We start from the raw sequence: 19,305 nt of genomic DNA on the forward strand, positions 1-19,305 counted from the left end.
TGGGGTCCAACGCGCCGCGCGGGAGCGCGGCTTGTTGAAGGCGTACTGAAGGTGTACCGAAGGCTTAGTGCTTGACGACTTCAGTCGCGCCGGCATCCTTCGATTCGGCCACGGGCGCCTTGGCGTCCTCGGCCTTCACTTCTTCTTCCGGCAGCGGCTGCGGCACACGTTCGAGCGCGAGTTCGAGCACCTTGTCGATCCAGCGGACCGGCACGATTTCGATCGAGTTCTTCACGTTGTCCGGAATCTCGGTGAGATCCTTGACGTTCTCTTCCGGGATCAGCACGAGCTTGATGCCGCCGCGATGCGCCGCGAGCAGCTTCTCCTTCAGCCCGCCGATCGGCAGCACTTCGCCGCGCAGCGTGATTTCGCCCGTCATCGCCACGTCGGCACGCACCGGAATGCCCGTGAGCACCGACACGAGCGCCGTCGTCATCGCACCGCCTGCGGACGGACCGTCCTTCGGCGTCGCGCCTTCCGGCACGTGGATGTGGATGTCCTGCTTCTCGAACGCCTCGTCCTTGATACCGAGACGACGCGAACGCGAACGCACCACCGAGCGTGCCGCTTCGACCGATTCCTTCATGACGTCGCCGAGCGAACCCGTGCGGATCACGTTGCCCTTGCCGGGCATGACCGCCGCTTCGATCGTCAGCAGATCGCCGCCGACTTCCGTCCACGCAAGACCCGTGACCTGACCGATCTGGTTTTCCTTCGCTGCCAGACCGAAGTCGTACTTGCGCACGCCGAGGAAGGTGTCGAGGTTGGCGCTGTCCACCGTGACGGCCTTGTCGGCCTTCTTCAGCAGCAGCATCTTCACGACCTTGCGGCAGATCTTCGACACTTCGCGCTCGAGCGAACGCACGCCCGCTTCACGCGTGTAGTAGCGAATGATGTCGCGGATCGCACCTTCGGTCACCTCGATCTCGCCCGGCTTCAGCCCGTTGTTCTTCTTCTGCTTCGGCAGCAGATAACGCTGGGCGATGCTGACCTTTTCGTCTTCCGTGTAACCCGACAGACGGATGACTTCCATCCGGTCGAGCAGCGGCGGCGGAATGTTCAGGGAGTTCGACGTGGCGACGAACATCACATCGGAGAGGTCGAAATCGACTTCGATGTAGTGGTCGGCGAACGTGTGGTTCTGTTCCGGATCGAGCACTTCGAGCAGCGCCGACGACGGATCGCCGCGGAAATCCATGCCCATCTTGTCGACTTCGTCGAGCAGGAAGAGCGGATTGCGCACGCCGACCTTAGCCAGGCTCTGCAGGATCTTGCCCGGCATCGAACCGATGTACGTACGACGGTGACCGCGAATTTCGGCTTCGTCACGCACGCCGCCCAGCGCCATGCGCACGAACTTGCGGTTCGTTGCGCGCGCAATGGACTGCCCGAGCGAGGTCTTGCCGACGCCCGGGGGCCCGACGAGGCACAGGATAGGCGCCTTGACCTTGTCCACGCGCTGTTGCACTGCGAGATACTCGAGAATGCGTTCCTTCACCTTCTCGAGACCGAAGTGGTCTTCGTCGAGCACGGCTTCGGCGTTCGAGAGGTCGTTATTGACCTTGCTCTTCTTGCGCCACGGCAGGCCGATCAGCGTGTCGATGTAGTTGCGCACGACGGTCGCTTCCGCGGACATCGGCGACATCAGCTTGAGCTTCTTGAGCTCGGCGTCGGCCTTCTTCTTGGCTTCCTTGGGCATGCGCGCAGCCGTGATGCGCTTCTCGAGTTCTTCGAGATCCGCGCCCTCTTCGCCTTCGCCCAGTTCCTTCTGGATGGCCTTGACCTGCTCGTTCAGGTAGTACTCGCGCTGGCTCTTTTCCATCTGGCGCTTCACGCGGCCGCGAATGCGCTTCTCCACCTGGAGAATGTCGATTTCCGCTTCGAGCTGCGCGAGCAGATGCTCCAGACGCTCCACGACCGGGAACATCTCGAGGATGTGCTGCTTCTGGTCGAGCTTGAGCGGCAGATGCGCGGCGATGGTGTCGGCAAGACGACCGGCCTCGTCGATGCCCGACAGCGACGTCAGGATCTCCGGCGGGATCTTCTTGTTGAGCTTCACGTACTGGTCGAACTGCGAGACGATCGCGCGGCGCAGCGCTTCAGTTTCTGCGCTGTCGGCGTGGTCCGGTTCGAGCGGCATCACTTCGCACGAAAACTGCGTTTCCTGCTCTTCGATGGAAAGCGTCTTCGCGCGCTGCAGGCCTTCCACGAGCACCTTCACGGTGCCGTCGGGCAGCTTGAGCATTTGCAGGATGTTGGCGACACACCCTACTTCATACATGTCTTTTTCGGTCGGCTCGTCCTTCGCGGCGGTTTTCTGCGCGACGAGCATGATGTGCTTGCCGCCTTCCATAGCCGCTTCGAGGGCCTTGATCGATTTCGGCCGGCCCACGAAAAGGGGAATCACCATATGCGGGAAGACTACAACGTCTCGCAGCGGCAGCAGCGGGAGCGTGGTGCGTTCCGGCGGGAGGAGTTGGGTTCCTGACATTTCATTTCCCCATGAGTGGAATCAATTGTTCGGTAATTGAGGCCTGAGATACCGATTGCAAGCCTCGCGCGTGTGGGAAAAGTTCAGTGACTCCAAAATAGTGCGCCATCGACCACAAGATTAAACGAAAAAGCCGTTCATCCCATTGTATGAACGGCTCTTTTCCGGAACTCTTTAGCCGATCACCACCATCAGTTCGACCCTGCAACCTTCGGAGCGTCTTCGTAGATCAACAGCGGTTTGCCGTCGCCGTCGATCACGTTGTCGTCAATGATGACCTTGCTCACGCCCTTCATGGCCGGCAGCTCGTACATCACGTCGAGCAATGCCTGTTCCAGGATCGAGCGCAGGCCACGAGCCCCCGTCTTGCGGCGGATCGCCTTGCGGGCGACGGCCTGCAGCGCAGCCGGGCGAATTTCCAGCTCCACGCGCTCCATGTTGAAGAGCTTGTGATACTGCTTGACGAGCGCATTCTTCGGCTCGACCAGAATCTTCATGAGCGCGGCTTCGTCGAGCTTGCCGAGCGTGGCGACCACGGGCAGACGGCCGATCAGTTCGGGAATCAGGCCGAACTTGATCAGGTCTTCCGGTTCCGTTTCGCGCAGCACTTCGCCTGTGTCGCGCTCCTGCTTGCTCTTCACGCTCGCACCGAAGCCAATGCCGGTCTTTTCCGTACGGTCGGTGATGACCTTTTCCAGACCGTCGAACGCGCCGCCGCAAATGAACAGGATATTGGTCGTGTCGACCTGGATGAAATCCTGGTTCGGATGCTTGCGACCGCCCTGCGGCGGCACCGAAGCCATCGTGCCCTCGACGAGCTTGAGCAGCGCCTGCTGCACGCCCTCGCCGGAGACGTCGCGCGTGATCGACGGGTTGTCCGACTTGCGGCTGATCTTGTCGATTTCGTCGATATAGACGATGCCGCGCTGGGCCTTGTCGACCTCGTAATTGCAGTTCTGCAGCAGCTTCTGAATGATGTTCTCGACGTCTTCGCCCACGTAACCGGCTTCGGTCAGCGTGGTGGCGTCGGCGATCACGAACGGCACGTTCAGAAGGCGCGCGAGCGTCTGCGCGAGCAGCGTCTTGCCCGAACCCGTCGGCCCGATCAGCAGGATGTTGCTCTTGGAGAGTTCGACGTCGTCTTTCTTGTCGAGATGCTTCAGACGCTTGTAGTGGTTGTACACCGCCACCGCGAGAATCTTCTTCGCGCGTTCCTGCCCGATCACGTACTGGTCGAGGATGTCGCGGATCTCCTGCGGGCTCGGCAGGTCCGAGCGCGACAGCGCCGCGTCGACGCCCGCACCGGCGGCTTCGTCGCGAATGATCTCGTTGCACAAGTCGATGCATTCATCGCAGATGAATACCGACGGACCAGCGATGAGCTTTTTCACCTCATGCTGGCTCTTGCCGCAGAACGAGCAATACAACAGCTTCTCGCTGTTAGAACCTTTCTTGTCCGCCATGGATAAATGAGCCTCCGGACACTCTGTTACATGATACGCCGTTTCCCCCGGCGAGGCCGGAGGGTGCGTGAACCGCTTGCTGTGACGGCGTTGGGGGCCGCAGGCCGCGAAGCGCGTTTGCCGATTATTTCACAAGGTCTGCGCGGCGTCGGCTATCCCCTTTTGTACGGGGGCCGAGCTGTCCTTTATGTTGCCTCTGTCACGGCTTGCGCGCCCTTCGCAGGGTCGGACGCGCAAAACCGTTCGCGCAGATCAAGGACGCTTGTGCAGGACCTGGTCGACCAGACCGTAGGCCTGGGCGTCGTCGCCCGACATGAAGTTGTCGCGATCCGTGTCGCGCGCAATGCGCTCGACCGGCTGACCCGTATGGTGCGCGAGCAACTGGTTCAGGCGCTCCTTCAGGTACAGGATTTCGCGGGCCTGGATTTCGATGTCCGACGCCTGGCCGCGCGCGCCGCCGAGCGGCTGGTGAATCATCACGCGCGAGTTCGGCAGCGCGAAACGCTTGCCCTTGGCGCCCGACGCCAGCAGGAACGCGCCCATGCTGGCCGCGAGGCCCATGCAAAGGGTCGAAACGTCCGGCTTGATGAACTGCATCGTGTCGTAAATCGCCATGCCGGCCGATACCGAGCCGCCCGGGCTGTTGATATACAGGCTGATGTCCTTGTCCGGGTTTTCGCTTTCGAGGAACAGCAGCTGGGCGACCACGAGGTTGGCCGTCTGGTCGTTCACTTCGCCGACCAGGAACACCACGCGTTCCTTGAGCAGGCGCGAGTAGATGTCGTAGGAACGTTCGCCGCGGCCGCTCGTTTCGACGACGATCGGCACGAGGCCGAGCGCCTGCGGGTCGAAGTCCCGCGACGCGTGGGAGGTCAACGTATCCAGCGATTGAGCGCGAATGGTCATGCGGTGCATCCTTGTCTGGAAAAGTTCTTCTATATACCCGTATGGCGACGGACCCCGGTCAAATCAACCACACGGACAGCATGGCTAAAACCTGCGGATGCAAAAACGGCGTGCTGGCCGTCGGTCGCTCCGACAGCCGGCACGCCGTAGCGGGCAGTTTTAAGCCTGCGCCGTCGCGCTTGCCAGTTCTTCGAAGCTAACTTGCTTGTCCGTCACCTTGGCCTTGCCGAGCACGAAGTCGACGACGTTCGATTCGACGACATAGGCTTCCATTTCGGCCAGACGCTGCTGGTTGGAATAATACCAGCGCACGACCTCCTTCGGGTCTTCATAGCTTTTCGCGAATTCGTCGACTTCAGCACGGATCTGCTCCGGCTTCGCCTCGAGGCTGTTGGCCTTCACGAGTTCGGCGAGCACGAGGCCGAGCTTCACGCGGCGCTCGGCTTGTTCCTTGAACATTTCGGCCGGGATCGGTGCGTCCTTGGCGTTGGGCACGCCACGCTGCGCGAGGTCGGCGCGCGCCATTTCGACGAGGCGTTCCTGATCCTGCTCGACGAGCGCGTTCGGCACGTCGAGTTCGGAAATCTTGAGGAGCGCGTCCATCACCTGGTTCTTGACGATGGACTGGGTGCGGCGCTTCGCTTCGCGTTCGAGGTTGTCCTTGATTTCGGCGCGCATCTTCACGAGGTCGCCGTCGGCGATGCCGAGCGACTTGGCGAATTCAGCGTCGATTTCCGGCAGGTGCGGCCACTCGATCTGCTGCATCGTGATCGTGAACTTCGCCGTCTTGCCGGCGACGTCCTTGCCGTGATAGTCCTCGGGGAATGCGAGGTCGAATTCGCGCGACTCGCCCTTCTTCAGGCCGATCGCCGCCTTTTCGAATTCCGGCAGCATGCGGCCTTCGCCCAGCACGAACGCGAAGCCTTCCGCGGTGCCGCCCTGGAACGCGACGTCGTCGATCTTGCCGACGAAGTCGACCGTCACGCGGTCGCCTTCCTTTGCTGCGGTGTCGGCGCCGCCGTCACCGTGCTCGCCGGCTTCGCCGCGAGCATGGAAGTGCACGCGCTGCTTGCGCAGGATGTCGAGCGTGCGGTCGATTTCGGCTTCGGTGATGGTCGTGGTCGTGCGCTCGATTTCGGCCGTTGCGACGTCGCCGAGCTTCACTTCCGGGTAGACCTCGAAAGTCGCGTCGAACGCGTAGTCGCCTTCAGCGGCTTCCGACTTCGGTGCGAAGCTCGGCTGGCCGGCAACGCGCAGGTTCTCGGCGCGGCTGATGTCGAAGAATTCCTTGCCGACCTTGTCGCTCAGGACTTCGGCTTCGACCTGGCCCGAATACTGCTGCGTGACCATCTTGAGCGGCACCTTGCCCGGGCGGAAACCCGGCATGCGAACGTTCTTCGCGAGTTTGCGGATGCGCGAATCGATTTCTTTCTGCACGGCGTCCTTCGGCAGGGAAATCGTCACGCGGCGTTCGAGCTTGCCGAGGTTTTCAACAACGTTAGCCATGGCTTCAATCGTCCTAAAATTGTTCGAGCGAATCAGTAATCTGTGGTCTCTGCGAGCCCCGGTCCGCCTGGATCCGAAGTGGTCCAGCAACCCGCTTTGGAGCTGAATGCAGGCGCCTCGTGCGCCGCTCAACAGCGCCGAAACGGGCGGCTTGCGGTGCGGTTGCGTCAAAAGAGCCAAGTATTTTAGCAAACTATTTCCCGGTCCCACTGGAATTGCCGTTCGGGTGTGCTATGTGGCTGTTTTTGACCCGGTTTCGGCCTGCTTTCGAGCCGCTGCGAGATTGAAATGCGCTCCGATGCGCGCTATTGCAACGCCGTTATCCAGCCCATGCGGCGCGGCTGTTAAGCTAACGCTCGCCGGACGCCCCGCCGGCCGCAGCCGCTCCCAACACAATTCTTCCAGCAGAGACACCATGCCGAATTCGTCGCCTGACGCTCCCGTTATCGTCATTGCTCCCGATTCTTTCAAAGGCTCGCTTAGCGCGGACGGGGTCGCCGCGGCGATCGCCGAGGGCATCCGCCGCGCGTGCGCCGACGCCGACATCCGCATCCGCCCCATGGCCGACGGCGGCGAAGGCACGCTCGACGCGATGCTGTCGATGGGCGGCGAGCGCCGCGTCCTCACCGTGGAAGGCGCAGCGGGCCCGAAGCGCGACGCCGCAGTGGGCCTGCTGCACGACGGCAGCGCGATCGTCGAGACCGCCGAGATCGTCGGCATCACGGACCCCGTGGGCATGGGCGTGCCGGTCGACGCGCGCAGCACGCGAGGCATGGGCGAAGCGATCCGTGCACTGCTCGACGAAGGCGTGCGGCGCTTTTACGTGGCGCTCGGCGGCAGCAGCACCAACGACGCCGGCGCGGGCCTGCTCGCGGGGCTCGGCCTGCAACTCTTCGACGCCGCCGGCATGGCCCTCGAGCCCACGCCGCAAGCGCTCGCGCACGTGGCGCGAGTGGACGTTTCCGGCCTCGACGCGCGGCTTCGCGAGGCATCGTTCGTCGGCATGTCGGACGTGGACAATCCGCTCACGGGCGAGCATGGCGCAACCGCCGTGTTCGGCCCGCAAAAAGGCGTGACGCCCGAACAGGTGGCGCCGATCGACGCGGCGCTCGGCCGTTTCGCCGATCTGCTCGAAGCGGCGCTGGGCCGTCGCGTGCGCGACGAAGCAGGTTCCGGCGCGGCCGGCGGCCTGGGTTTCGCGCTGCGCATGCTCGGCGCGAGTTTCGAGCCCGGCGCCGAAGTCGTTGCACGCACCATCGGTCTGGACGAGGCGCTCGATCGCGCGGACTGGCTCATCACCGGCGAAGGCCGCTCCGACGTCCAAACGCTGCACGGCAAGGCGCCGTTCATCGCCTGCCGCCACGCCGCGGCCCTCGGAGTGCCGGCCACGCTGCTTTCGGGCGCCGTGGACGCCGCCGCCCTGCCGCGGCTCGCGGAGCATTTCAGCGGCTGCTTCTCGCCCGCGCCGGGCCCCATCACGCTCGAAACCGCGATCCGCGACGCCGCTCGCCTGCTCGCCAACGAAGCGGAGCAGCTCGCCCGCCTCAAATACGCTGCGCGTACATCCAACTGAGTTCCAGGCAAACCGTCCGGGGCCCGCCGCCCCGGCTTCGTTGCCGGAATCCGCGTGGCCAGATCGCGCCAGATTCATGACCTCGGCGCAACACGCATTCCGCAGTAAGCGATTAATAGATTCGTGCACCGCACCGGATGCGCTGGAGAAGGGTTAGGATGCGTTGACCCGCGCGCAAGATGGGGCAACAATCATGAAATCGCGACACGTGTCGCGCCCTTCCCAAGCGACCAGACCAGGACTCCCATGAAGGCAAGCAAAGCCGGACTCGAACAATTCCTCACCTATCGGCTGCATGTCCTGAACAAACTCTCCGAACGTGGCGCGAGCGAACGCTACCAGGCGAAGCTCGGCATCACACTTCCGGAAGCTCGGCTCATTGCAGCTGTGGGGGCGTTCGGCCCGTTTTCCGTGATGGAGCTTGCGCGTCACGCAAATCTCGACAAGAGCCAGGCAAGCCGTGCAGCCGAGGCGCTGATGCGCCGAGGCCTCATGCAGCGCGACACGAGCGAGGAGGACGGACGCCTCGTGCTCGTTTCGCTCACAACCGACGGACGCGCGCTGTATCGCAAGGTCATGCCCATCGCGCGCAAGTGGAATGTCGATCTCTTCGCGAGCCTCGACGACAAGGAACGCGACGCACTCGCACGTGCGCTCGACAAGGTGATCGAAGCCATGCAGAGCGAACTGTAAGGCAGCCCGAACGGGCAGAGGCAATAAGTCAAACAGATGGCGGGCAGCGTCTAGCCGTCATCGCCAGTGCTTCGCGCAAGGCGTGGATAAACAAAAAGGCCATGTACCGGAAGGTACATGGCCTTTTTACTTTGGTGCGTGAGGCCGGACTCGAACCGGCACACCCTTGCGGGCGTCAGGACCTAAACCTGGTGCGTCTACCAATTTCGCCACTCACGCGAATTCTTTGCGCTTGTCTTCTTGCGCCCGGCAGGACCGCTGCGAACACCGCGTGCGATACAACCCTGTGCGACATGCCGACTGATCGAGTCCTCGTGAGACGCCGGGCGCGGTGTTGTCCACCTCGCCCGCAATCCAGCCTGCTTTCTGACTGTGGCCGCCGGCAGCGATACTTCATTTTGGGCCGGCTGCGCGCTTGCAGCTAAGCGCCAGAAAGCGCAAGCGCGAGATTCTAACCGATTGACTCGCGCTTGTCTGCATCCGGAAAACGGTGCGCGACGGACACGACACCGCATCGGCCAAAGGGCCGGGCCGCCCCGCCGGGCCGGCCGCAAACCGCGCCAATGCTAGAATCGCGGCTCTACCGTCGCGGCACGCACTGGCCGCCGCGCAAGCCGCTTCGCCCCACATCTCCGAACGCCGTGAACTTCGACGACTACTGCCTGCAAAAGGCGGCTCCCCCTGGTTCGAGCACTTACTATGCGCTGCGCCAGGCCCGCGCTGCACGCCAGCCGCTCCTGACCGCCCTCTTCGCGCTGCGCCGCGAACTCGAGGAAACCGCGAAAGAAACGAGCGATCCCACCGTCGGCCGCACGAAGCTCGCCTGGTGGCAAAAGGAACTGGCCGCGCTCGCCGCGGGCAATCCCGCGCATCCGGTCACCCAGGCGCTCGCCGCGCATCTCGGCGATGCAAGCGCCGTCTATCCCGATCTGCAAGCGCTACTCGCCGGCTTCGAGATGGACTTCGAGCAGGCGCGTTATCTCGATCTGCCGAATCTGCGCCGCTATATGCAAGGCGTGGGCGGCACGTTCGCCTCGCTCGTCGCGCAACTCAGTGCGCGCACCGACGAGGACCGCGAAAACGCCGCACGCTGGGCCGCGCCGCTCGGCAATGCGCTGATGCTCGCGCAGTTCGTGCCGGAAATCGGCAACGACGCGCGCCATGGCCGCATCTACGTGCCCATCGACGAACTGCAGCGCTACAACGTCACGGCCGCCGATCTCATCAACCGGCGCTACAGCGCTGAGTTCGCGGAGTTGATGCAGTTCCAGACCTCGCGTGCGCGCGAATCGGTACAGGCCGCGCTCGACGCGATTCCCGCCTCGGCGCGGCGCGACCAGCGCACCTTGCGCGCGCTCGCGGCGCTCGAACTCGCTCTGCTCGACGAAGTCGAGCGCGAAGGCTACCAGGTGCTGCATCAGCAGATCGTGCTCACGCCAGTGCGCAAGCTCTGGATTGCCTGGCGCGCCGCGCGGCGCAGTTGAGGGCTCGCGCCCGCGCTATGCGCGCAGCAAGGGCAGCGGCTCGAAGCGCTGCTGCAGCACGGCCTGCGCGTCGAGGCCCCACCAGAGGCCCAGCACGGTCGCATAGATTTGCCTGAAATCGACCCCCACCGGCAGGTTGCCGTTGCCGTCGAGCCGCGCGAGTTGCGGCGCCTGGCCATAGAGGCCGCCCGCCGCCCGACCGCCCGCGACGAAGTGCGCCGAAGCCGTACCGTGATCGGTGCCGCGGCTTTGATTCTCGCGCACGCGCCGCCCGAACTCCGCATACGTCACGATTAGCGTGCGGTCCCAACGCCCGAGCTCCACTAGCGCCGAGCGCATCGCCGCCATGCCCGAGGCGAACTGGCGCAGCAAATCGGCATGACGCTGCGGCTGGTTCTGGTGCGTATCGAAGCCGTTCAGTGTCAGACGAATCACCGCGACGCCGCGTCCCGGCACCGGCGCGCCTTGCGGGCTGTCGCTCGAGGCGAGCGCCTGCATTGCCGTTTTGATCGAGGCGCCGAATGCACCGGCCGGAAACGCAGCCGTCAGCGCGTAATTGCCCGGGCGCGGCCGCAGCGCATCGGCGGCATGCACGATGTCGTTCTCGACGTCGAGGATATGCGCGAGCGCGGGATTGCGTTCCTTGAGCGAGACCGGCGTGACGAGGCGCGACGCGCGCGCAAACTGCGCCGGATTCACGAGCGCGATGGCGCGCGCGCCGTTCGAGAGCGGCCCCATCTCGGCGCTGCCGAGCACGAGCGCATCGGCGGCGAAACCGGGCGGCACCGGCTCGCTTGCGAACGCGCGCGTGAGCCAGCCCTCGCGCAGATATTCGTTGGAGCGCGAAGCCGTGTCCCAGATCTCGATCGATCGAAAGTGCGAAAGATTGGGCTGCGGGTAGCTCACGCCCTGCACGATGGCGAGTTCCTGCGCGCGCCACATCGGCATGAGCGGCGCGAGCGCCGGATGCAGTGCCGTGCGCTCGTCCAGTTGTATCGCCTGTGTGCGCGGCACGCCAATCGTCTGCCGGTAGCTGTAGTAGAGCGGATCGGCAAACGGCACGACAGTGTTCAGGCCGTCATTGCCGCCCTTCAGCTCGACGAGAATCAGCAGGTTCCCGTAGCCGCTCGCCGTGCCGGGGTGCATGGGCGCCGCGCCTTGCGCGCGCGCAGTGCGAGGCAACCATAGCGCAGTACCCGCCACCGCGGCCGCCGTCGCACCGGCTGCAAGAAAGTCGCGTCGCTTCATGGCTTGCCTCGCTCGTCAGTGCGGCGGCGCACATTGCCGCCGGGGATTCGGCTATTCGTGTTCATGCTTCATTTCAACTGATACACCGGATCCATCAGCAGTGCCTGGAGATATGAACCCGCACGGCTGCCAACCGCAATCGCATCGACGGGCGCCAGCGGCAGGACTGCATGCTGCATCTGCAACTGCGCGGACAGGCCGGGCGTGGCATCGGCGGTGAGACCGTAGCGCGAGAGCCAGCCATCCAGATCGAAGCGCATGCCGCCTTGCAACGCGTCACCCCGCATGGCATTCGGCGGGTTCTGCGCGTTTTGCGGCATGCTTGCCGCGATCTTCGTCGCCGCGGTCGCAGCATGCGGGCGCCCTGCTTCCGTCGCACGAAACAGCTGCTCGACGAACTGCTTGCGTGCGAGCAGCGTCGAGCTGTTGATCCACGACGCCCCGCCGGGCCAGCCCTTCACGTTCGGCGGATAGAACAGGTTCTCGCCCAACGCGGCCGAGCGGCGCGCGAACGGCAGCGTATCGCCATAGGCCACATCGAAGCGCCGCATCGTACCGACGATGAACTCCACCGGCGAACTCACGAGCACGCCCCGATTGCGTTCATCCCAGAACGCAGGAGTGGTGAAGAGCGCGCGAAGCGCCGCGCCGACTTCATAGCCACTTGCGCGAAAACGATCGGCGACGCTTGCGAGCTGGGCATCGTCGGGCGTCGCGGAGATGAACTCGCGCCAAAGTCTCGCCGACACATATCGGGCAGTTTGCGGCTGCGCGAGCAGGATGTCGAGCACCTGGTCGCCATCGAACGCACCGCTGCGACCCAGCACGGTCTTCTCGCCATCGTCGTGCAAATCGGCGCGCCAGACGAACGCCTGGGTGTCGGGATCGAGACTCCAACCCGTGTAGGCACGCGCCGCTTCGGCAACGTCGCGCTGCAAGTACTGCCCTTCGCCCAGCGTGAACAGTTCCATCACTTCACGCGCGAAATTCTCGTTGGGCCGGCCCTTGCGATTGCTCGCGCCGTCGAGGTAAAGCAGCATCGCGGGGTCCTTCGCGACAGCGTGCAGCATGCTCGCGAAACTGCCCAGCGCATCGCGCCGCAACAGCGCGTTTTGCGCGGCCATCAACTGCGGCTCGCCGACTTTGTCCTGACCCGAGGTGAAGTGGTTGTGCCAGAAGAGCGTCATGCGCTCGGTCAGCGGCGAAGGCGTGACGAGCATTTCGCGCAGCCACCACGCGCGCAATTCGTCATAGCGCGCACCGCGCTGGCGCTGCGCCTGCTGGCGTTCTTCGGGAGTCCACGCGCTGCGCTGTGCACGGCTCGGCGGCACTTCGGCGGTCCATGCGGGAAGCGGCGTGAGCGCCTCGCTGCGCGCGCTGCCAACGAGCCGCGTGACAGCCTGCTCTCGCGTGAGCCCCACATAGGACCCGACCTCGCTGTCGCGCGGCGCGAAGCCCGTGCGCACGAGAAGATGGCGGGCGTCGTCGGCGTCGAGCAGCGCATCCACGCCGTCGTCCAGCGCCGCTGCGCGGGCGGTAGACTGCGCGTTCGGCCTCGACCGTCTGGAGTCGCTCATGATGAATGGGCGCACGACGAATCCGCCGGCGCAGTCATTAAATGTACCGGCTTAACGGCTGTGATGAAACGGATGTTGACGGCGCAATTGCTACGATATTTTTCAGGGCGTTTCGGCCGCGCGAGTGCACGAATGCGCGCTTCGATGCCGATATAATCATGAAAGCCACGAGAAAGGCGTGTGCGAGGTACGAGGAGAAAATCGCGTAAGCGTTATCGCAGCACTTTCGCAGCAGAGCGGCATTTACGCGCGCCGTGGTTCAGCGCTTGTACAGTTCGCGCACGGCGTCTTCGATGTGCTGGCGCAGGAGGCGCCGTTCATCAGGCGTCATATGGCCGTCGCGGCGACGCTGATCGAGATCGGCGGGAACTGCGGGACGCTGGTTGATGTCCGATGCGGGGCGCGGGATCGTGTCGCTGCGTACGCGGCGCATCGACGGTTTGCCGCCCGGCGAGCGAGCGGAGGACTGCGAGTTCTCGTAGCGGTCTGCGGAGGGCTGGGCCCGGGCCGGCACCGACTCCAGTGCGGCCACCACGCCACCGGCCAGCGCCAGTGCAAGCATGGTGTGGCGCATTGTCGGCCTGACCCCTCCCATCGTTTTGTTCCCTTCTTGACGCGGCAAACGGCTACCTCGAATACATGTGCGAACCCGGCTCGGCGCGGGCATGAATTTTAAAGTCGAATGAAGTATCTACCGAACTGCCGCTTTACGTAAAGAAGTCTATCTGTCGGTGCTTGCGGTCGTGGCACAGCACGGGTAAATTTTGTAACTGACTGTAACCTGATAATTGGTGCAAACTCGCACCAGTATCCAATCGCGCTAAGATGCCAGGCATGGAAACCAAAAACCCGTCCAAAATTCTCGTTGTCGATGACGATCCCCGATTGCGGGACCTGCTGCGCCGCTACCTCGGCGAGCAAGGCTTCAATGTCTATGTGGCCGAAAACGCCCCCGCCATGAACAAGCTGTGGGTGCGCGAGCGTTTCGACCTGCTGGTGCTCGACCTCATGCTGCCAGGCGAAGACGGCCTGTCGATCTGCAGACGTCTGCGCGGCAGCAACGACCGCACGCCCATCATCATGCTCACCGCCAAGGGCGAGGACGTGGACCGCATCGTCGGCCTCGAAATGGGTGCCGACGACTATTTGCCCAAGCCCTTCAACCCGCGCGAACTCGTCGCCCGCATTCACGCGGTGCTGCGCCGCCAGGCGCCGTCCGAACTGCCGGGCGCGCCCTCGGAAACCACCGAAGTGTTCGAGTTCGGCGAATTCGCCTTGAATCTCGCCACGCGTACGCTCACCAAGGCCGGCCAGGAAATTCCGCTCACCACGGGCGAATTCTCGGTGCTCAAGGTGTTCGCGCGTCATCCGCGCCAGCCGCTCTCACGCGAAAAGCTCATGGAGCTGGCGCGCGGCCGTGAATACGAAGTGTTCGACCGCAGCCTCGACGTGCAGATCTCGCGCCTGCGCAAGCTCATCGAACCCGATCCGGGCAGCCCGCGTTTCATTCAAACGGTCTGGGGCCTCGGCTACGTGTTCATTCCCGACGGCGCCGCCTGATCCTCAATGGTGTCTAGTTGTCTGCACTGCCTCTGTTGAAACGGGAAGGGCCCATGCGGATTGACCGGCGTTTGCTCACGCTCGCGTTCGGCGATCTGTTCTGGCGCACCTTCCTGCTGATCGCCCTTCTCATCGCTGTGAGTCTCGCCGCGTGGTTCCAGAGCTTTCGCGTGATCGAGCGGGAGCCGCGCGCGCAGCGCGTGGCGCTCCAGCTCGTCGCGATCGTGAAGCTCACGCGCACGGCGCTCCTCTACTCCGATCCCGATCTGCGCCGCGCGTTGCTGCAGGATCTCGAGAGCAATGAGGGCGTGCGCGTGTACCCGCGCGAAACCACCGACAAATACAAGCTCCAGCCCGACGAGTCGCTCAATCGCCTGATCGAGCACGACATCCGCGGGCGGCTTGGCGACGACACAGTGATCGCGCAGTCCGTGAACGACATTCCGGGCGTGTGGATCAGCTTCAAGATCGACGAAGACGACTACTGGGTCGCGCTCGACCGCGACCAGCTCGACAACGTCACAGGCTTGCAGTGGGTTGGCTGGGGTGTCTCTGCGCTTGCGCTCTCTCTCTTCGGGGCGGCCTTCATCACGAGTCTAGTGAACCGGCCATTCGCGCGTCTTGCCATGTCCGCGCGCATGCTGGGCTCGGGGCAGCCGCCGGCCCCCTTGCCCGAGAGCGGCATGGGCGTCGCGGCCGAAACGAATCGCTCGTTCAACCAGATGGTGCGCGACCTGGAGCAGTTGGAGGCCGACCGCGCGCTGATGCTCGCGGGCATCTCCCACGATTTGCGCACGCCGCTCGCGCGCCTGCGGCTCGAGACGGAGATGAGTCCGTCCGACCAGGCCACCAAGGACGCGATGATCGACGACATCGAGCAGATGGACATGATCATCGGCCGCTTCCTCGATTACGCACGGCCGACCCAGCGCATGCCCGAGCGCGTCGACCTCTCGGTCATTGCCGGCGAGATGGCCGCGCGCATGGCGAGCGAAGACGGCGTGCGTCTCATCACGCGACTCGCGCCCTCGGCAATGATCGAAGCCGACGACACCGACATGCGCCGCGTCGTGGGCAACCTGATCGAGAACGCGCGCAAGTACGGCGCGAGCGAAACCGACGGCATTCCGCACATCATGCTCGAAACGCGCGTCTCGCATTCGCGCGTCGAGCTCTCGGTGGTCGACGAAGGCCCGGGCATCCCCGAGGATCAGCTCCCGCTCGTCACGCGGCCGTTTTACCGCGTCGATACGGCCCGCACGCAGGCCAACGGCACGGGACTCGGCATGGCCATCGTGCAGCGCCTCGTGGGCCGCTATCGCGGCGCGCTGCGCCTGCGCAACCGGCTGCCAGGCCCGGGCCTCGAAGTGACGATCGAGTTCCCGCTCGCCAAGGGCGCCTGAGCGTCTTCCCTCCTGAGCGAGACCCGGCGGCGGGGCACCGTCGCACCACGCCCCGCCCGCACCTGCGACAATCGTTTTCGTGGGCGCGCCACGCAGCGCGTGGCGTCAAAGCGGGCCGCCCGGCCCGTCTCTCGTCTGAGGACCTCCGCCATGAAAACCGTCGGCGACAAACTCGAAGCTTTTACCGTCACGGCCGCGAAGCCCGGCTTCAACCATCCCGAAGAAAACGGCGAATCGGCGTTCACGGAGATCACCGAGCAGACCTTCGCCAACAAGTGGAAGGTCATCTATTTCTATCCCAAGGATTTCACGCTCGTTTGCCCCACCGAAATCGTCGCGTTCGCACGGCTCATCAAGGAATTCGATGACCGCGAAACGGTCGTGATGGGCGGCAGCTGCGACAACGAGTATGTGAAGCTCGCGTGGCGACGCGAGGACAAGACGCTCGATCGCCTCAATCATTATTCATTCGGCGACGTGAAGGGCGAACTCATCGATCAGCTCGGCATACGCGACAAGGAAGCGGGCGTGGCCCTGCGTGCGACGTTCATCGTCGATCCCGACAACACGATCCAGCATGTAACGGTGAACAATCTCAACGTCGGGCGCAGCGCCGAAGAAGTGCTGCGGGTGCTCGACGGGCTGCAGACCGGCGAGCTGTGTCCGGACGGGCGCGAAGTCGGCGGCGGGACGCTATAGGCCTCGCGCCGTGGCGCATCACGTCTGGCTCGCCGGCGCGCGGGTGGGCAGGCGGTTGCGTATCGCCGTTTCGAGCGGTCGCTTCCACTCGATCACGCGCTTTTCCAGCACCTGCCACGACAGATGCGCGAGCAGCACGGCCAGCGCGAACTGCAGCCCGAGCGCCAGCCCTTGCTGCGCCACCTCGGGTACATGGAGTCTCGCATAGAGCCCCGGCGCCACGCCAAGGCGCGCCGGCACGAGGTTGTGAAACAGATAGAAGCCGTAACTGATCGTGCCGAGATACGCCAGCGGCCGCAGTTCGAGCGCCGCGACCACTACGCTGTCCTGACGACGCACGAGCCACAGGAACAGCGCGCCGAGCGAGAGCGCGAGCCCGATGTCGAAGCAGCCCGGCAGCATCGTCGCGCACGTCGCGCCTTCGGCGCAGTCAGCACAATCGGCGCGCGCCAGCGCGAAGCCGGCGATCGCGGCACACGCGCCGACGAACCACACCGCGCTCAACGCCCCCGGGCGCAACGGCACACGCGCGCCGCCAATCGCGAGTGCGCCGCCGAGCGAGAGCATGGCGAAATTCCACGGCGAGAATGCGTAGATGAGTGGCGCGATCGCCCCTTCGTCGTAGAGCGCGAGATGCGCGAACGCCGCCGCCGCGATGACCACCGCGCAGAGCGCCATATGGCGCGAGGCGCGCACGAACAGTAGCGCGAATGGCGCGACGAGGTAGAACTGCTGCTCGACCGCGAGGCTCCAGAAGTGCGACACGGTGCCGGGCCAACCGTCGTGCACCACGCCGATCCAGTAATTGGAGAGGAATACGAAATGCCAGGCGAGCCCGAGATCGACATCGCGCTGATAGAAGCTCGCATGCGCGATGGTGAGCGCCACGAGCAGCAGGTAATACACGGGAAAAATGCGCAGCGTGCGCTTCATGAAAAAGACGTACAGCAGCGCGGCCGTGCGCGCGCCGTGCTGCTCGATGCGGACCCGATTGCGATGCAATTCACCGATGATCAGATAGCCGCTGATCAGAAAGAACAGCCAGACGCCGATCTTGCCCGCATCGATCGCGTCGACGTGGGCCTTGTGCGAGAGGAATACGAGCACCACTGCCAGCGCCCGCAGGCCGTCGAGGCCTTTCACGCGTCTTTCAACTGCAGCCATCGTCCTCCCCACTTCCGGTTACCGGTTCAGTATGGGACGAAAAAAAACGAAAATTAATCCGCAAGAAAAGCAATGGCGATGATTGCAGCTGCAATCATCGCCATCGGGTACGGTGCGGGCACGCGCCCTGCTCGCGCCGTTCTGCCCTTCAAAACGACGGTTGACGAAGTGCTCACGCGCGCAGCAGCAGTACCGCCGCCTGCGCTTCGATCCCTTCGCTGCGGCCGAGGTAGCCGAGCTTTTCGTTCGTCTTCGCTTTCACGTTGACGCGCTCGACCGGCAGGCTCAGGTCTTCGGCGATCGTCTGGCGCATCGATTCGATGTGCGGCGCGAGCTTGGGCGCCTGAGCGATCACCGTAGTATCGACGTTCATGAGCGTGAAGCCCGCCTCCTGCACGCGGCGCAGGCATTCGCGCAGCAGCACGCGGCTGTTCGCGCCGTAGAACTGCTTGTCGGTGTCGGGGAAATGGCGGCCGATGTCGCCGAGCGCGGCGGCGCCGAACAGCGCGTCGGTGATGGCGTGCAGCAGCACGTCGGCGTCCGAGTGTCCGAGCAGGCCGCGATCGTAGGGGATCGTCACGCCGCCGAGCACGAGCGGGCGGCCAGGCACCAGCGCGTGCACGTCGTAGCCTTGTCCGATTCTGATGTCCATGTTTGGGATTCCGGTAAAGGGATTGCGGCGCGCTTACTCTGCGGGCCGGCTGAGGATCGCTTCGGCGAGCGCGAAATCTTCGGGGTACGTCACCTTGAAGTTGCGCAGACTGCCCTGCACGAGCCGCGGCGCGTGGCCGAGCCATTCGATCGCGCTTGCTTCGTCGGTGAGATCGTGGCCGTCTTGCTGGGCGCGCTCGATGGCCGTTCGCAGCATGCCGATGCGGAACATCTGCGGGGTCTGGGCCTGCCAGAGGCCGTCGCGCGCTTCGGTGCGCGCGATATGCGCGCCGGGCGCCGCCGGGTCCTTCGGGGCGACACGCTTGAGCGTGTCGGCAACCGGCAGCGCCATGATGCCGCCCACGGGGTCGTCCTTGAGCGCCTCGACGAGCGCGCGGATCAGCGTAGGCGTGATGCCGGGGCGCGCGGCGTCGTGCACGAGCACCCAGTCGTCGCCCGTTGCGCCGAATTCGGCGAGCGCGGCGAGGCCGTTGTAGACCGTAGCCTGGCGCGAGGCGCCGCCGCAGCGGCGCACCGCAAAGCGCAGGCCGCCGAAGCGCCGGGCGTCGAAGTGGGTATCGTCGGGAGAAAGCACCACGAGCGTCTGCGAGAATTCGTTGCAGGCGTCAAAAGCGGCAAGCGTATAGTGCAGGAGGTCGCGTCCGGCAACGATTCGATATTGTTTCGGCATGGCCGAGCCCGAACGGCTGCCGGTGCCGGCGCACGGAATCAGGGCAAAGAGGCGTGAAGTCACGGTGTCGCGAGCCGCATGAGTCAAAGTAAAGGACGGATTTTATAATAGGTCCCTTACCCGCACGCCGGACGCCCGCAAAACGGCCCTGGAACGCCCGCGCAACGTAAGGAAAAGCGCGCCGGATTCACTTGAA

Annotated in this window: 16 protein-coding genes and 1 tRNA gene; 6 read left to right on the forward strand and 11 right to left on the reverse strand. The window is 64.4% G+C overall.

What is annotated here, in order from left to right:
* Positions 1-64: 64 nt before the first annotated feature.
* The 4 genes from lon to tig form a co-directional block, all read right to left on the reverse strand.
* On the reverse strand, positions 65-2,491 hold the full coding sequence (gene lon / locus M3I53_RS00340; RefSeq protein ID WP_254314020.1) for an endopeptidase La: 2,427 nt from the start codon (positions 2,489-2,491) through the stop codon (positions 65-67).
* A gap of 191 nt (positions 2,492-2,682) precedes the next feature.
* Positions 2,683-3,954 (reverse strand): ATP-dependent Clp protease ATP-binding subunit ClpX, encoded by a 1,272-nt coding sequence (gene clpX, locus M3I53_RS00345; protein WP_028216418.1) that lies wholly within the window; start codon positions 3,952-3,954, stop codon positions 2,683-2,685.
* 252 nt (positions 3,955-4,206) lie between these two features.
* Complete coding sequence (gene clpP, locus M3I53_RS00350; protein WP_028213090.1) at positions 4,207-4,860, reverse strand: ATP-dependent Clp endopeptidase proteolytic subunit ClpP; 654 nt, start codon at positions 4,858-4,860, stop codon at positions 4,207-4,209.
* 159 nt (positions 4,861-5,019) lie between these two features.
* Positions 5,020-6,366 (reverse strand): trigger factor, encoded by a 1,347-nt coding sequence (gene tig / locus M3I53_RS00355; RefSeq protein ID WP_254314021.1) that lies wholly within the window; start codon positions 6,364-6,366, stop codon positions 5,020-5,022.
* A gap of 415 nt (positions 6,367-6,781) precedes the next feature.
* On the opposite strand from tig, the gene M3I53_RS00360 reads away from it, so the two are divergent.
* On the forward strand, positions 6,782-7,939 hold the full coding sequence (locus M3I53_RS00360) for a glycerate kinase (protein ID WP_254314022.1): 1,158 nt from the start codon (positions 6,782-6,784) through the stop codon (positions 7,937-7,939).
* A gap of 246 nt (positions 7,940-8,185) precedes the next feature.
* Positions 8,186-8,632 (forward strand): MarR family winged helix-turn-helix transcriptional regulator, encoded by a 447-nt coding sequence (locus tag M3I53_RS00365; RefSeq protein WP_254314023.1) that lies wholly within the window; start codon positions 8,186-8,188, stop codon positions 8,630-8,632.
* A gap of 132 nt (positions 8,633-8,764) precedes the next feature.
* Here the strand turns inward: M3I53_RS00365 and M3I53_RS00370 are convergent.
* Positions 8,765-8,851, reverse strand: a tRNA-Leu gene (locus M3I53_RS00370).
* 344 nt (positions 8,852-9,195) lie between these two features.
* On the opposite strand from M3I53_RS00370, the gene M3I53_RS00375 reads away from it, so the two are divergent.
* Positions 9,196-10,116 carry a squalene/phytoene synthase family protein gene (locus tag M3I53_RS00375; protein ID WP_302057507.1) on the forward strand — a complete coding sequence of 307 codons (921 nt, stop codon included), beginning with the start codon at positions 9,196-9,198 and terminating at the stop codon, positions 10,114-10,116.
* A 15-nt stretch (positions 10,117-10,131) separates the two neighbouring features.
* Here M3I53_RS00375 and M3I53_RS00380 read toward each other — a convergent pair whose 3' ends face one another.
* The 3 genes from M3I53_RS00380 to M3I53_RS00390 form a co-directional block, all read right to left on the reverse strand.
* Positions 10,132-11,364 (reverse strand): DUF1501 domain-containing protein, encoded by a 1,233-nt coding sequence (locus M3I53_RS00380; RefSeq protein WP_254314024.1) that lies wholly within the window; start codon positions 11,362-11,364, stop codon positions 10,132-10,134.
* 68 nt (positions 11,365-11,432) lie between these two features.
* On the reverse strand, positions 11,433-12,941 hold the full coding sequence (locus M3I53_RS00385; RefSeq protein ID WP_254314025.1) for a DUF1800 family protein: 1,509 nt from the start codon (positions 12,939-12,941) through the stop codon (positions 11,433-11,435).
* Between the two features lie 259 nt (positions 12,942-13,200).
* Positions 13,201-13,503 carry a hypothetical protein gene (locus M3I53_RS00390; protein WP_254314026.1) on the reverse strand — a complete coding sequence of 101 codons (303 nt, stop codon included), beginning with the start codon at positions 13,501-13,503 and terminating at the stop codon, positions 13,201-13,203.
* 263 nt (positions 13,504-13,766) lie between these two features.
* Here M3I53_RS00390 and ompR point away from each other — a divergent pair, with 263 nt between their 5' ends.
* The 3 genes from ompR to M3I53_RS00405 all read left to right on the forward strand — a co-directional run bounded on the left by ompR (position 13,767) and on the right by M3I53_RS00405 (position 16,603).
* Complete coding sequence (gene ompR, locus M3I53_RS00395; RefSeq protein ID WP_027814652.1) at positions 13,767-14,501, forward strand: two-component system response regulator OmpR; 735 nt, start codon at positions 13,767-13,769, stop codon at positions 14,499-14,501.
* Positions 14,502-14,554: 53 nt separating this feature from the next.
* Positions 14,555-15,904: an ATP-binding protein gene (locus M3I53_RS00400; protein ID WP_069268102.1), complete on the forward strand. Its 1,350-nt coding sequence runs from the start codon at positions 14,555-14,557 to the stop codon at positions 15,902-15,904.
* 150 nt (positions 15,905-16,054) lie between these two features.
* Positions 16,055-16,603, forward strand: a complete 549-nt coding sequence (locus tag M3I53_RS00405) for a peroxiredoxin (RefSeq protein WP_069268103.1) — start codon at positions 16,055-16,057, stop codon at positions 16,601-16,603.
* An 18-nt stretch (positions 16,604-16,621) separates the two neighbouring features.
* On the opposite strand, the gene M3I53_RS00410 is transcribed toward M3I53_RS00405, so the two are convergent.
* From M3I53_RS00410 to ispD, 3 genes are all read right to left on the reverse strand, one after another.
* Positions 16,622-17,767, reverse strand: coding sequence for an acyltransferase (locus M3I53_RS00410; protein ID WP_254314027.1), 1,146 nt, complete (start codon positions 17,765-17,767; stop codon positions 16,622-16,624).
* 172 nt (positions 17,768-17,939) lie between these two features.
* Complete coding sequence (gene ispF, locus M3I53_RS00415; RefSeq protein ID WP_254314028.1) at positions 17,940-18,419, reverse strand: 2-C-methyl-D-erythritol 2,4-cyclodiphosphate synthase; 480 nt, start codon at positions 18,417-18,419, stop codon at positions 17,940-17,942.
* A gap of 33 nt (positions 18,420-18,452) precedes the next feature.
* Positions 18,453-19,172 (reverse strand): 2-C-methyl-D-erythritol 4-phosphate cytidylyltransferase, encoded by a 720-nt coding sequence (ispD, locus tag M3I53_RS00420; RefSeq protein ID WP_254314029.1) that lies wholly within the window; start codon positions 19,170-19,172, stop codon positions 18,453-18,455.
* Positions 19,173-19,305: the final 133 nt, after the last annotated feature.

The organism is Paraburkholderia sp. CNPSo 3272 (genome assembly GCF_024206495.1).
GTDB lineage: Bacteria > Pseudomonadota > Gammaproteobacteria > Burkholderiales > Burkholderiaceae > Paraburkholderia.

Excerpts from the sequence above, each read along its gene's own strand:
- lon (WP_254314020.1), bottom strand. The coding sequence starts at position 2,491 with ATGTCAGGAACCCAACTCCTCCCGCCGGAACGCACCACGCTCCCGCTG.
- clpX (WP_028216418.1), bottom strand. The coding sequence starts at position 3,954 with ATGGCGGACAAGAAAGGTTCTAACAGCGAGAAGCTGTTGTATTGCTCG.
- clpP (WP_028213090.1), bottom strand. The coding sequence starts at position 4,860 with ATGACCATTCGCGCTCAATCGCTGGATACGTTGACCTCCCACGCGTCG.
- tig (WP_254314021.1), bottom strand. The coding sequence starts at position 6,366 with ATGGCTAACGTTGTTGAAAACCTCGGCAAGCTCGAACGCCGCGTGACG.
- M3I53_RS00360 (WP_254314022.1), top strand. The coding sequence starts at position 6,782 with ATGCCGAATTCGTCGCCTGACGCTCCCGTTATCGTCATTGCTCCCGAT.
- M3I53_RS00365 (WP_254314023.1), top strand. The coding sequence starts at position 8,186 with ATGAAGGCAAGCAAAGCCGGACTCGAACAATTCCTCACCTATCGGCTG.
- M3I53_RS00375 (WP_302057507.1), top strand. The coding sequence starts at position 9,196 with ATGCTAGAATCGCGGCTCTACCGTCGCGGCACGCACTGGCCGCCGCGC.
- M3I53_RS00380 (WP_254314024.1), bottom strand. The coding sequence starts at position 11,364 with ATGAAGCGACGCGACTTTCTTGCAGCCGGTGCGACGGCGGCCGCGGTG.
- M3I53_RS00385 (WP_254314025.1), bottom strand. The coding sequence starts at position 12,941 with ATGAGCGACTCCAGACGGTCGAGGCCGAACGCGCAGTCTACCGCCCGC.
- M3I53_RS00390 (WP_254314026.1), bottom strand. The coding sequence starts at position 13,503 with ATGCTTGCACTGGCGCTGGCCGGTGGCGTGGTGGCCGCACTGGAGTCG.
- ompR (WP_027814652.1), top strand. The coding sequence starts at position 13,767 with ATGCCAGGCATGGAAACCAAAAACCCGTCCAAAATTCTCGTTGTCGAT.
- M3I53_RS00400 (WP_069268102.1), top strand. The coding sequence starts at position 14,555 with ATGCGGATTGACCGGCGTTTGCTCACGCTCGCGTTCGGCGATCTGTTC.
- M3I53_RS00405 (WP_069268103.1), top strand. The coding sequence starts at position 16,055 with ATGAAAACCGTCGGCGACAAACTCGAAGCTTTTACCGTCACGGCCGCG.
- M3I53_RS00410 (WP_254314027.1), bottom strand. The coding sequence starts at position 17,767 with ATGGCTGCAGTTGAAAGACGCGTGAAAGGCCTCGACGGCCTGCGGGCG.
- ispF (WP_254314028.1), bottom strand. The coding sequence starts at position 18,419 with ATGGACATCAGAATCGGACAAGGCTACGACGTGCACGCGCTGGTGCCT.